The organism is Roseimarinus sediminis (genome assembly GCF_050433125.1).
Lineage (GTDB): Bacteria > Bacteroidota > Bacteroidia > Bacteroidales > Prolixibacteraceae > Roseimarinus > Roseimarinus sediminis.
Genome location: NZ_JBNPXV010000014.1, coordinates 19619 through 33092 on the forward strand (window position 1 = coordinate 19619; position 13474 = coordinate 33092).

The 13474-nt window shown below is 44.2% G+C and carries 10 protein-coding genes; 5 read left to right on the forward strand and 5 right to left on the reverse strand.

The annotated features are described in order from the left end of the window. Positions 1-71 precede the first annotated feature (71 nt). The 4 genes from FHS86_RS15755 to gcvH all read right to left on the reverse strand — a co-directional run bounded on the left by FHS86_RS15755 (position 72) and on the right by gcvH (position 5917). The gene (locus FHS86_RS15755; RefSeq protein ID WP_429415838.1) at positions 72-3446 is read right to left on the reverse strand and encodes a TonB-dependent receptor; all 3375 of its coding nucleotides are present in this window, start codon (positions 3444-3446) and stop codon (positions 72-74) included. Positions 3447-3616: 170 nt separating this feature from the next. Next, complete coding sequence (locus FHS86_RS15760; protein ID WP_429415841.1) at positions 3617-4678, reverse strand: FecR family protein; 1062 nt, start codon at positions 4676-4678, stop codon at positions 3617-3619. Between the two features lie 157 nt (positions 4679-4835). Then, positions 4836-5420 (reverse strand): RNA polymerase sigma factor, encoded by a 585-nt coding sequence (locus tag FHS86_RS15765; RefSeq protein ID WP_429415844.1) that lies wholly within the window; start codon positions 5418-5420, stop codon positions 4836-4838. Between the two features lie 116 nt (positions 5421-5536). After that, positions 5537-5917 (reverse strand): glycine cleavage system protein GcvH, encoded by a 381-nt coding sequence (gene gcvH, locus FHS86_RS15770; protein WP_429415846.1) that lies wholly within the window; start codon positions 5915-5917, stop codon positions 5537-5539. 214 nt (positions 5918-6131) lie between these two features. On the opposite strand from gcvH, the gene tsaE reads away from it, so the two are divergent. Further along, positions 6132-6554, forward strand: a complete 423-nt coding sequence (gene tsaE / locus FHS86_RS15775; protein WP_429415849.1) for a tRNA (adenosine(37)-N6)-threonylcarbamoyltransferase complex ATPase subunit type 1 TsaE — start codon at positions 6132-6134, stop codon at positions 6552-6554. A 53-nt stretch (positions 6555-6607) separates the two neighbouring features. Then, positions 6608-7822: an alanine dehydrogenase gene (locus tag FHS86_RS15780; RefSeq protein WP_429415852.1), complete on the forward strand. Its 1215-nt coding sequence runs from the start codon at positions 6608-6610 to the stop codon at positions 7820-7822. Here FHS86_RS15780 and FHS86_RS15785 read toward each other — a convergent pair whose 3' ends face one another. Next, positions 7823-8110 carry a hypothetical protein gene (locus tag FHS86_RS15785; protein ID WP_429415855.1) on the reverse strand — a complete coding sequence of 96 codons (288 nt, stop codon included), beginning with the start codon at positions 8108-8110 and terminating at the stop codon, positions 7823-7825. A 338-nt stretch (positions 8111-8448) separates the two neighbouring features. On the opposite strand from FHS86_RS15785, the gene FHS86_RS15790 reads away from it, so the two are divergent. The 3 genes from FHS86_RS15790 to scpA all read left to right on the forward strand — a co-directional run bounded on the left by FHS86_RS15790 (position 8449) and on the right by scpA (position 12981). Next, complete coding sequence (locus FHS86_RS15790) at positions 8449-10323, forward strand: methylmalonyl-CoA mutase family protein (RefSeq protein ID WP_429415858.1); 1875 nt, start codon at positions 8449-8451, stop codon at positions 10321-10323. An 84-nt stretch (positions 10324-10407) separates the two neighbouring features. After that, positions 10408-10764, forward strand: a complete 357-nt coding sequence (locus FHS86_RS15795; RefSeq protein WP_429415861.1) for a four helix bundle protein — start codon at positions 10408-10410, stop codon at positions 10762-10764. 60 nt (positions 10765-10824) lie between these two features. Then, the gene (gene scpA, locus FHS86_RS15800; RefSeq protein ID WP_429415864.1) at positions 10825-12981 is read left to right on the forward strand and encodes a methylmalonyl-CoA mutase; all 2157 of its coding nucleotides are present in this window, start codon (positions 10825-10827) and stop codon (positions 12979-12981) included. Positions 12982-13474 lie beyond the last annotated feature (493 nt).

Sequence of the window (13474 nt, forward strand, 5' to 3'; positions counted from 1 at the left end):
ATTTTTATTTTAATGACAAGCTGTTAATTTCTGATTTTAAGCTACAGAGATAATTATCCATGTATTTTCTTCTAAAAACCAATGTTAACTCCAAAAACAAAACCACGGTTAAAGGTTGATCCGCCTAAATCGAGGTCGAGCCAGTCGACCGTTGAGTAAAGGCTGCCCATGTTTTTTGCCTGTACATAAATTTTCAGGTTGTCGATGTGATAGCGGCTGGTAAAATTCCGGGGAACATTGTATCCCAGCGAAATATTCCGTAGTTTCAGAAACGATGCTTCCCTGTAACCTAAAAGACTTGAATAGGCGTCGCCACCTGCTTCGTTGTAAATTGGCTTCTGCCATTCGGCATCGGTGTTTTCTGTAGTCCAGTAATCGATCGAACGTTGGTTGTAACGTCCCAGCTGGCCTTCACCCCCTGTGTTGATCATATACTTGAAACGTCCGTACAGGAGAAATGAAAGTTCAAAGTTACCAAGGTCGAAAGTATTGGTCATACCAAAAGTCCAGCGGGGCATGGTATTTCCTAGTATGATCCGGTCTTCGGCATCGATGAGGTAATCATCGTTGGTATCTACCGGTTTCACTTTCCCTGCTTCAAAATTGTGTCCGTTGGCATTGAATTTTTCCATTTCGGCAGCGTCGGCTTCCTGCCACAAACCATCGTGGGCCACATTGTAAAACACCAAAATTGACTGCCCGATAAACCAGGCATTATCCACCATGTCCTGTTTGCCATAAGCCAGGGTGATAATTTCGTCTTTCTGCCAGGCAGCATTGATGTTCGTTGACCAGCTGAAATTTTTGCTTTGAACATTGATGGTATTCAGCGTGATGTCAACTCCTTTGTTTTTTGTTTCCCCAACATTGGCATAGATCGATTCATAGCCGGTGATGGGGGAGATGTTCATATCCATCAGAAGGTCGGAAGTATAAGAGGTGTAGAGATCGAGCGCTCCGCCCAAACGACCTTTGAACAGGCTAAAATCGACCCCGGCATTGTATTGGGTTGTCATTTCCCAGCCCAGTTCCTTATTGGCCATTTCGATTTGTGTACTGGTATAGTTGGGCTCGTTGGTGGCATAAGCCTGCGTATTTTCTGCTCCTCCAAAAGGAACCAGGAAGGACTGAATATCTCCTTTGGTAGCATAAGGCCTGATGCCCGAATTACCTGTTCGTCCAACACCAAAACGTAGTTTAAGCTGATCAAGCGCTGAAGCGTCGTTCATAAAATCTTCCTGGTCGACACGCCATCCAAGTGCAGCCGATGGAAAGAAAGTCCATTTGTTCCCTTCACTAAGTTGTGATGCACCATCGTATCGGCCCGATACGGTAAGCAGGTACCTGTCTTTCAGTGAGTAGTTGATACGTGCCATGTACGAGGCCAGCTGGCGATCGTTCAGGTAGGAACTGATTCCAACTGCGTTTTCTGAATTCAATACATCGATGGTGCCCATGGCATTCCACAAATAACTTGCTTTGGGCACATTCTTGGCCGACATCGAGCTGCCCTCGTAATTCCATTTTGAAGCAGTCTGTAGCAGGGTGATTCCTATTTTGTGTTCGTCGGCAGTCATGTCGTAGGTCAGCATGTTGTCGATGGTCCACGAAAAGTCACGACGGTTGTTCAGTCGTGCAAAAGAGTCACCGCCCAGGCGGTTAACCGACTGACCATCGATGTATACTCCTTCGCGCCAGTGGCGGAAATCGGGGCCGAAGTTAACCCTGTAACTTAAACCTTTTAGTGCTGAAGTCATTTGACCAAAATCGACCGTTGCATGGAAACTTGCCAGGGCCCTAAGTGTTTGACGTTGCTGGGTTGAATAGTCCCATTCATTGATAATGGTGAGTACATTGCCGTCGCCACCAGGGGTCGGATTAAGGCTTCCGTCTTCATTGTAAGGTACTGCATACTGATAAATCCGGGCTGCAGCATTGTAGATGCTGTTGGGGCCCGACGAAGAAGAAGCTCCCAGTGTGGAGAAACCGTAATCCTGATTGCTCCATGAAGTATTGATGGTGGCTCCCATTTCAAACCAGTCGATGGGAGTAATGTTGATACTCAGTTTGCTGGTGTAGCGATTGTACCATTGCCCGATTTGTGTGCCTTCCTGATCGAGGTAGCCAAACGAGGCATAAATATTCATTTTATCGGTGCCGCCACTTGCACTGATGGTATGATCGTGAATCAGGGCTGTTTGAGTTACATAGTCGGTCCAGTCGGTGGATGTTACTTTTGAACCATCCCATGTATTACCCGACCATCCTTTTTCGATGTTTTTCCAGGTAGCCGGATCGGCAGCTTCGTAAAATATGACCTTGTCGTTTTCGATGGTGGGTTGATTGCCTGCCGGGTATTTGTCCGGGTCGGCATTGTACCATGCCCAACGGCGCCAGGTAAGGTATTCACCGGCATCCATCATCGGAGCGCGGTCGATTATGTTTTCCATGGTAAGGGTTCCCGAATAATTCAGGGCTATTTTACCGCTTTGTCCTTGTTTGGTGGTGATGAGGATGACCCCGTTGGCACCGCGTGAACCATAAATGGCCGTTGCTGATGCGTCTTTCAGGATGTCGATCGATTCGAAGTCGCGGGTGTTCATGGTTTCGATCGAGCTGGCCGACATCAGCGGCACTCCGTCAACAACATACAATGGATCGCTGGTGGCTGTGAGCGAGCGTACCCCGCGAATGCGTACGGTGCCAATTTCGCCGGGGCGTTCGTTCGAAGTAATGTCAACCCCGGCGGCCTTGCCCTGAAGTGCTTCGAGTGCATTGCTTACGGGCCGTGAAGTGAGATCCTCTGAACTTACACTGACCATGGCTCCGGTTACATCGCTCTTTTTCTGAACACCATAACCTACGGCCACAATCTCTTCAAGGCCGATGATGTCTTCGTACATGACGACATCGACCTGCTGTTGTCCGTTAATTGGTACCTCGCTTGTTTGCATGCCAATAAAGGAAAACTGCAGTACACCGTCGTCAGGTACATTGCGCAGGGTGTATTTTCCGTCGGCATCGCTTATTACCCCGATGGTAGTTCCCTTCAGAACCACTGTTACACCGGGCATTACCTCTCCCGAGGTGTTGCTAACGGTACCGCCAACTACAATTTGGTTTTGTGCCGTTTGCGTGCCGGAGTTTTTATCTGATAGTACAATCTGACGATCAAAGATGTCATATTTGACATCCGATTCGTCAAAAATCATACGGAGTACATCCTGTATGGGTTGATTTTCTGTTTTAACATCAACAATCCGATCAACATTTACAACATTGCTGCTGTACAGGAAATAGAATTCGGTGTTGGCTTCAATCTCATTGAGAACATCCCTAACCGACACGGCACGCATTTCGAGCGATAGTTTGGTTGCCTGGGAATAAGTCTGAATTGCAAACGATTGAGCCAGTGTGACAAACAATAGAAAGATAGTTAGTTTCATAGTGAGGTAAATCTTTGATTTAAGGGCACACCTCTCCCTTAAATAATTCAGAATGTTAGATTTTTTCATAGTTTTGTAATTAGTTTAAATAAATAATTTGCTTTGATGCAAGTGTTTAGGGGAAGGGAAATGTGACGGTTTTCCTTCCTTTTTTCCTGCATGTTTTTGTGTTATTTCATTTTACATTTCTTATTAATCGTTACTTTCTGTTTTGTAAAGGTTCCATCGTCGTGTTTTTGGGCAGGAGTGAGCTGGTAGCTGGTTGGTGCAGCCATACACATCAGCTTTAATGCCTGTTCCAGGTTTTCGCCCTCAAAGGTTGCTGTAAGGTGCATGGCCGCCAGCGCTTTGTCGGTGATTACAATTTCGCAATTGTACCACCTTTCCATTTTATGAGCTACCTCGGCAAGCGGGACTTCATAAAAAACCAGTTTGCCATCTTTCCATGCAATGTGCCGTTTGACATCAGTCTCCCTGATATGTAGTTGCTTGTCGGCTTTCATGTAACTTGCAAGCTCACCCGGTTTCAATTCAGACAGCGCTTTGTTTTGATCAAGCACATCGCGGTACAAAGCCACCTTGCCTTCCAGAAGGGCAACTTCAATTCTGTTGTCGTCGTCGTACGACATCACATTGAATTTTGTTCCCAACACTTTCACATCGATGTGTTTTGTGTTAACAACGAAGGGGCTTTCGGCATTTTTTTCAATTTCGAAATAGCCTTCACCTTCAAGTTCTACGATTCGTTTCTTTTTAAAAACCACAGGGTATCTTAATTTGCTGGCATTGTTAAGCCACACTTCTGAGCCATCGGGTAAATTAATCTTACTTCGTACACCCCGCTGTGAATATACCTCAACATACTGTTCATTCACAGTGCTTTCAATGTTGTTGGTTTTGTATTGGTTATAACCGACCCATAGTGCAAGCGGAATGAATAAACTTGCAGCCACCAGTGTCAGTGTTCTTTGAACTTTCCTCCAGCTATTTTTCTGTAGTTTCTGGTCCTTGTTGATGTTAATGCGGTGATGAATTTCATTAATTATTCTCTTTTTGTCTGGTAATTCGCCTTCGTGCTCAGGATATAAATCATGTTGCCATAGCTTACCAAGCAATTCTCTGTAGCCCTTTTCGTCATAAATCAAATTTTCTTTCAGTTGATTCAGCTTTTCACGATCCAGCTTCCCCTCAAGGTATTTGTAAATCAAATCCTCCTTCTTTTCTTCCTTCATTCTTTTCTGCTAATTGTGTGTTTAATAAGTAATACGCATTATTTGACCGGTACCACTAGTACTGATCAAAAAAAAATTCATTTTTAATTGAATGACTGCCAATCGTCGTTTGATGGCGATCTGCAATTTGTTGGTTTTTTTACAGGCGTGTTTGTAATTAGCTCAAAAACAGACAGAGAGCAAGCAGGAACGACAGGCCTCTGTCAGCGGCTTTTTTTCGCAGGTATTTCAAGGCGGAGGCAATGTGGTTTTCAACGGTGTTTTTTGAAATACCAAATTTCATGGCAATTTCAGCGTAGGATAAGCCTTCGTAACGGCTCATGCGAAAAATTTTACGTCGCATGTAGGGCATTTCGTTGATTAACTGATCAATCAGTGCCAGTTGTTCCTTATATAGCAATTGAGTATCAGCAGCTGAGTGGGCAGAGTCGGGTAGATTATTCACTCCTTCATCAAGCCCCGATTCATTGTTTTTTTGCTTGCGTAGGAACGAAATCATCATATGATAAGTAATGGAAAAAAGATACGATTTGAAGGAGTAATAGGTGTTGATGCTTGATCGTTTATCCCATACTTTTACAAATACATCGTGTACAATTTCCTCAGCATCGTTTTTGTTTTTAATAATACTTACTGTGAAACGGAACAAACGATCGAAATAAAGCTCAAACAAAGTGTCAAAGGCCAGATGATTGCCTTCTCTTAGTTTGCTTACCAATAATTTTTCATCATATTGATTCATTAACTTATTTAAGTGAGGCTAAATCAAATATAATTTATTTTTTTAATAAAGTAAGCAATAAAAAAGCAGGGTGTCAAAAAAACCCTGCTTAGTATTTTTTTATTTATGGAAGTAATTTATTCTGCAATGAGTGCCTTGTAGGCTTCAGCATCCAGTAGCTGTTCGACCTCCGCAGCTTCGCTCATTTTAATTTTGATCATCCATCCGTCGCCATAGGGGTCCTTGTTAACCAACTCGGGATCATCGTCTAAAGATTCATTCTTTTCAATAATCTCACCGCTCACCGGCATAAACAGATCTGAAACTGTTTTTACTGCTTCTACAGTTCCAAAAGTTTCATCGAGTGAGAGTGTTTCACCCTCGGTTTCAATTTCGACAAATACAATGTCGCCCAGCTCACCCTGTGCATAATCGGTAATACCAACAATGGCGGTATCACCTTCTATTTTGACCCATTCATGCTCTTTGGTGTACTTCAGATTTTCAGGAATATTCATGATTCTTTAGTTTTAATTTTGACCAGTTCAAATGTATAAAGAAATTTTATAAAATGCTTTTACCTGCCATTGTTAAGACTTCTTTTATTAATGATTTTTGTCAATTTAAAGAATAAGCAGGATATATCAAAGTAGTAGAAGAGCATTCCCGAACAGGGAGGATGTTCATTTCTGAAAAAAATGATCACCTTTGTGAATATTTTAAATGACCAAGATGAAAACGATCGTTCTACCTGACCTGAAGACCATCGACCAGGCTGCAACTGAGTTTCTTGAACTTACAGCTGCTTACCGGATTTTTGCTTTTTATGGAGCCATGGGAGCTGGTAAAACCACTTTTATCAAAGCGCTTTGTTCGGCCATGGGCATCAACGACCCCGTAACCAGTCCATCTTTTTCGCTGGTGAATGAATACACGGGGAAAGGCAATTTGCTGGTTTATCATTTCGATTGCTACCGACTGAAAAATATTGAAGAAGCCTACGATATGGGGGCCGATGAATATTTTTATTCGGGGAAGCATTGTTTTATTGAATGGCCCGAGCGCATTGAACCTTTGTTGCCATTGGAAACGCTTGTGGTAAATATAGAGGTGATGGCCGATGGATCGCGCAAAATAACGATTGAAACCGATTGAGTTGTGTTTCTCGTTACAATGCTTTAATTTCAACCCAAGTTAGCTGGTAATTTATGAATCGTCCAAAATCAAATATCTATCGTTTCGAAGAGCAGCAGTTAATGCCTGCCGAGGAAAAACTTGAAGTCAGAAAACGAGGGAAGAAAATTGTTGTGGGCATTCCGGCCAACATGAACAGCGATGAGCCTTGTCTGCCATTGACTCCTCAGGCTGTTGAAATGCTGATCGAGGCCGGCCATGAGGTGACCATAGAAAGCAATGCCGGTAAAAGGGCCCGTTATACCGACCTTGAATATGCTGAGGCCGGAGCTGTTGTTACCGGAAATAAGGCAGAAGTGTATCAATGCGACTTTATCTTTAAGGTAGCGCCCTTTACCCATTATGAGATTGATTTATTAAGAGGAAATCAGGTGCTGTTTTCAATGCTCCAGATGCATATACAGGATCAGGAGGCCATTCGCAAGCTGATACAGAAAAAAGTAACGGCCATCGCTTATGAATACCTCAAGGACGAACACGATCATTTGCCTGTAATGCAATCGCTGAGTGAGATTTCGGGCATCGTATCGATGACGGTTGCCAGCGAACTCCTTAGTGTAAGCAATGGCGGGAAAGGCGTGTTGTTTGGTGGCATTACCGGAATATCGCCGGCTTCGGTTCTCATATTGGGTGCCGATACGGCTGCTGAATATGCTGCACGCACTGCACTGGGACTGGGAGCAGAAGTTAAAATATTCGACCATTCGGTGAGCAAGCTAAGGACTTTTGAGCAACGTTTTCCGCAGAAAATATTTACCTCACTTTATTACCCCAGGGTACTCGAAAAGGCCATTAACTCGGCCGATGTGATTTTGGGAGCCCAGCCATTCAATACAAATCCCCGTTACATTGTACCGCGTGATTTGATCCGCAATATGAAATCCAACTCAGTGATCATCGATTTGAATGCTTCGCAGGGAGGCTGTTTTGAAACGACGCGCTGTACCAGTCTTTCAAATCCTACCTATACCGACGAAGGAGTGATACACTATTGCGTACCCAACATTACGGCAAGAGTTTCGCGCACTACCACCATTGCACTGAGCAATATTTTTGCTTCCGTTTTAATCGAAATTGGAGAAATGGGCGGCATGGCTCATTACATAAAAAATAAACCGGGTTTCAGAGATGGGGTGTATTGCTATAACGGAATCCTTACCAATAAAGACATTGGCGACCGTTTTCATCTTCCTACAAAAGACCTTGGATTACTGCTGGCTGCTTTCTGATTACAGTCCTCTGAACCAATCCTGAAAGTATTCACCAAAAGGAATGACTTTCATGTCACCCTGAACGGCGTATATTAAACTGAGTAACCAAAAGGCAAACAATACAATGGCCAGTATCCATCCCACTACTGGAACCATGCCAAGCAACATGCCAATAACATGGATGCCAATGGTCTGACGCAAATAAAATGAAGTGTATTCGTCGCGTTGGTTGCTGTTGATTACCAGTGCGATAATCCAGCCTATCAGGGTGAAGTGTGCAATAATTGCTTTTACTTTAGCATCCATTTCAATTCTTATTTAAATTGTATCCCGCAAAATTAGAGAAGATCTCCGATATTTGATAACAATTAAGGTTTTTGATACCTGCTAATCGGTAAAAGATCGACAAAAAGCGGTAAGTGGTGAAATAGGTGTTATTATTCAAATAATCTTTTTAGAAGAACAGCGATGCAGCTATTGAAAGGCAGGACTGACAAAAAAGACAAAAAGGTATTTTGTGTGCTATGTATGGAGCAATTTTAACATTACCCTAAATTGAGGAAAATATGAGCAATCTCTTGTCGTAACTACTTTGAAACAACTACCTTTGCCCTCGTTTAAAAAAATAACTATACAGTTACGTTATGGCAGAGAATAAGATAAAGCTCTTTGAAGAGTTCCCCCCGGTTACCACCCGGGAGTGGGAGGCTAAAATTGAAGCCGACCTGAAAGGGAAAGATTTTGAAAAGGCACTGGTTTGGAGAACCATCGAAGGCTTCAACGTCAGGCCTTACTATCGTCAGGAAGACCTTGAAAAGGTGAAGTATCTCGACAATGTTCCGGGTGCATTTCCCTATTCACGAGGTGCGAAAACAAAGGGAAACGACTGGTACATCCGTCAGGATATAAAAGTTGATGACCTTGAAGCGGGCAATAAAAAAGCACTCAGCGTACTTCAGCGCGGAGTTACTTCGCTTGGTTTTATTGTTGAAGGAAAAAACACCTTAACACTTTCTGATCTTGATGTTTTGTTAAAAGACATTTGTCTGGAGGCAATTGAGCTCAACCTCATTTGTTGTTCCAACAAGGTGGAAAATGCCGAAGTGCTTGCCCAATACATCTCAAACAAGTACGGAAGTGAAAACAACATCAAAGCATCGGTTAACATCGACCCCATTGGGGCAATGACCCGCAACGGTGCTTTTGATGCTTCGCTTATGCCCAAAATCAAATCATTGATTGAAGAAAGCATTGGACTGAAAGGATGGTCGCTGATTGGTGTTAATGGTAAAATTTTCCGCGATGCGGGTTCATCCATCGCTCAGGAGCTGGCATTTGCCCTGGCTGCCGGTGCCGAATACCTTACCCAACTTAGTGAAGCAGGCCTCGATGCTAAAATCGCAGCGCCAAAAATCAAATTCAACCTGGGTGTGGGCACCAATTACTTTATGGAGATTGCCAAATTGCGTGCTGCACGTTTTCTGTGGGCAAAAATTGTGGAGGCATATATGCCCGGCTGCAACGCCGACGAATGTGCCTGCGCTGCAATCATGAATATTCACAGCGAAAATACCATCTGGAACAAAACCGTTTATGATCCCTATGTGAACATGCTCCGTACGCAAACCGAAGCCATGAGCGCAGCCCTGGGGGGAACCGATTCAATGACGGTTATACCCTTTAATTCGATTTACGAAGAAAGCACCCCCTTCTCGGAGCGTATTGCCCGCAATCAGCAAATATTGTTAAAAGAAGAATCGCATTTCGACAAAATTTCAGACCCGGCTGCCGGTTCTTATTATATCGAAACCCTTACCGACAGCCTTGCTACTGCTGCCTGGAACTTGTTTGTTGAGGTTCAGGATAAAGGTGGATATGTTGAAGCTTTTAAAACCGGATTTGTTCAGGAACAGGTAAAGGCAACTTCCGATAAGCTCGATAAAAACATAGCGATTAGAAAAGACAGTCTACTGGGAACCAATCAATTCCCGAATTTTACCGAGTACATGGAGAAAGAGCTTAATGCCGAAGTATTTCAGCGCCGGCAGTGCAAAGCGAGCAATGCTGTTGCCGAGCCACTTTCGACTTACCGTGGTGCGCAGGCTTTTGAAACCTTGCGTGCAGCAACCGATACTTTTGCGCTGAAAAACAAGCGTCCGCTGGTGTTTATGCTTCCTGTTGGAAAACTGAATATGCGTAAGGCGCGTGCCCAGTTTGCTGCCAACTTTTTTGCCGTTGCCGGTTTCGAAGTGAAAGAAGGCAAGGGATACGATACCGTTGAGGAAGGCATCGCCGATGCGAAGCAACTCGGGGCCGACCTTGTAGTACTGTGCAGTTCTGATGAAGAGTATGCCGCACTTGCCCCCGTGGCCTTCAGCCAACTCGACAGGGAAGTCTTTGTTGTAGCAGGTTTTCCCGAATGCAAAGACGAGCTCGAAGCAAAAGGCATCAACAACTTCATCCACGTACGCAGCAATTTGTTGGAAGAGCTGAAGTCGTACCAGGCACAATTAATATAATAAACACATTAGAAATAGATGTTAGACAATAGATGTTAGACAATAGATATTAGATCTTTGACACTAGATAAAAGACAAGATGTCATGCATAATTATAAGGAAATAAAGATTTGGAAGAGAGCCCGGATGTTGGTTAAGGATGTTTATTTGCTAACAAAAGAGTATCCTAAGGAAGAAATCTATGGTCTGACTTCTCAGGTTAAGAGGGCTGTTGTTTCAATCCCGGCAAATATTGCTGAAGGTGCTGGTCGTGGAACAAATAAAGAATTTAGCCATTTTCTTGATATTGCACGTGGTTCCTTATATGAATTGGAAACTTTGATAATTCTTTCTAGTGATCTTGAATTTATTCAGGAATCTAAAAGTATTGAAGTATTAAATGAAACTACAGAGATTTTGTTAATGCTCAATGGCTTTCAATCCAATCTGTTAAAAATCTAAAATCTCAGGTCTAAAGTCTATTGTCTTTAATCTAAAGTCTATAATCTAAAACATAAAGGTATGAAACCAAATTTCAAAGATATAAATATCAAAAGCGGCGCGGCCAATGCGGTTGATGAGCAGAAGTGGGCCGAAGAAAACGGGATTAAAAAAGATTGGGTAACACCCGAGCAGATTCCCGTGAAACCAGTTTACACAAAAAGCGACCTCGAAGGAATGGAGCATCTGAATTATGCTGCCGGACTTCCACCGTTTTTACACGGGCCTTATTCGGCTATGTACGCCATGCGCCCGTGGACGATCCGCCAATATGCCGGATTCTCAACTGCCGAGGAAAGCAACGCATTTTATCGTCGTAACCTGGCAGCCGGACAAAAAGGCTTGTCGGTGGCATTCGACCTGGCTACACACCGTGGCTACGACAGCGACCACCCACGTGTGGTTGGCGACGTAGGGAAAGCCGGTGTGGCGGTCGATTCTATTCTCGACATGAAAATCCTTTTCGACCAGATTCCACTCGACGAAATGTCGGTATCGATGACCATGAACGGAGCAGTGCTTCCGGTATTGGCTTTTTACATTGTTACCGGTTTGGAGCAGGGCGCTACACTCGACCAGCTTTCGGGAACGATACAAAACGATATTCTGAAAGAATTTATGGTGCGGAATACTTACATCTACCCGCCAAAATTCTCGATGAAAATTATTGCCGACATTTTCGAATATACGTCGAAAAATATGCCGCGCTTTAACTCGATTTCAATTTCGGGTTATCACATGCAGGAAGCCGGAGCAACCGCCGACATCGAAATGGCCTATACTCTGGCCGATGGTTTGGAGTATTTACGTGCCGGAATTAACGCCGGTATGGATATCGACTCGTTTGCCCCACGTTTATCGTTTTTCTGGGCTATCGGCATGAACCACTTTATGGAAATTGCCAAAATGCGTGCTGCCCGTATGATTTGGGCTAAGCTGGTAAAACAATTCAATCCGAAAAATCCAAAATCGATGGCTTTGCGTACCCACTCGCAAACTTCGGGTTGGTCGCTTACCGAGCAGGATCCGTTTAACAACGTTGGTCGTACCTGTATCGAAGCCATGGCTTCGGCACTGGGGCACACCCAATCGCTGCACACCAACGCACTCGACGAGGCCATTGCCTTGCCAACCGATTTCTCGGCACGTATTGCCCGTAACACACAGTTATACATTCAGCAAGAAACCGAAATTTGCCGTGGTGTTGACCCATGGGCTGGTTCGTACTATGTTGAGTCGCTCACTCAGGAACTTTATACCAAAGCATGGGCGCTTATCGAAGAGGTTGAAAAACTGGGTGGTATGGCAAAAGCCATCGAAACCGGTGTGCCTAAAATGCGTATCGAAGAAGCCGCAGCACGTGCGCAGGGGCGTATCGATGCCGGAACACAAACCATTGTGGGAGTTAACAAGTATAAACTCGACAAGCAAGACCCCATTGATATTCTCGAGATTGACAACACAGCCGTTCGTTTATCACAAATTGAGCGCCTGAAAAAATTGCGTGCCGGGCGTAACGAAGACGAATGCCAGGCAGCATTGACTGCCTTGTCGAATGCCGTTGAGACTGGCAAGGGCAACTTGCTCGAATTGGCTGTTGAGGCAGCGAAAAAACGTGCATCGTTGGGCGAAATTTCCGACGCTTGCGAAAAACATGTAGGACGATACAAAGCAGTAATCAGAACCATTGAAGGCGTGTATTCATCAGAAGCCAGAAACAACGACGACTTTGCCCAGGCTGTGAAGTTGGTCGAAAAATTTGCCGAAATGGAAGGCCGTCAGCCCCGCATTATGATTGCAAAAATGGGACAAGACGGGCACGACCGCGGCGCAAAAGTAGTAGCAACCGGTTATGCCGACCTCGGTTTCGACGTGGATATGGGGCCATTGTTCCAAACGCCCGAAGAAGCCGCCAAACAAGCCGTTGAAAACGATGTGCATGTTTTGGGTGTTTCATCGCTGGCTGCCGGGCATAAAACCCTGGTACCATCGGTAATCGAAGAGCTGAAAAAGCTTGGCCGCGAAGATATCATCGTGATTGCCGGAGGGGTTATTCCATCGCAGGATTACCAATTCTTGTACGATGCCGGTGTTTCGGCCATATTTGGCCCCGGTAGCAGCGTAGCCACTGCCGGTAAAAAAATCATGGAAATACTGATTGAAATTTACGGAGAGTAAACAAATTACTATTTGTAATTGACAATTTACTATGTAAGCCCCGCTGTCGGAAGATGGCGGGGCTTTTACAAGATCAACGTGCCTGAGTTCCTGAGTTCCTGAGTACCTTAGTTCCTTAGTACCTGAGTACATAAGTTCATAAGAAAGCTATTCCGAAGATTTCCATTCCATGCAAAGGTGAAGACAATTGCTTTCCATCGCTTCCAATTGCCTCCCATTGCTTTCAATCCTTTTCTATTGTGTTCTATTGTGTCTATTGTGGTTTTTTTTAGTACCTGAGTACCTGAGTGCCTGAGTGCCTTAGGACCTGAGTGCCTGAGTACCTGAGTACCTTAGTTCCTTAGTACCTGAGTACATAAGTTCATAAGAGCGCCATTGCAAAGATTTCCATTCCGTGCAAAGGTGAAAACAATTGCTTTCCATCGCTTCCAATTGCCTCCCATTGCTTTCAATCCTTTTCTATTGTGTCCTATTGTGTCTATTGTTGTTTTTC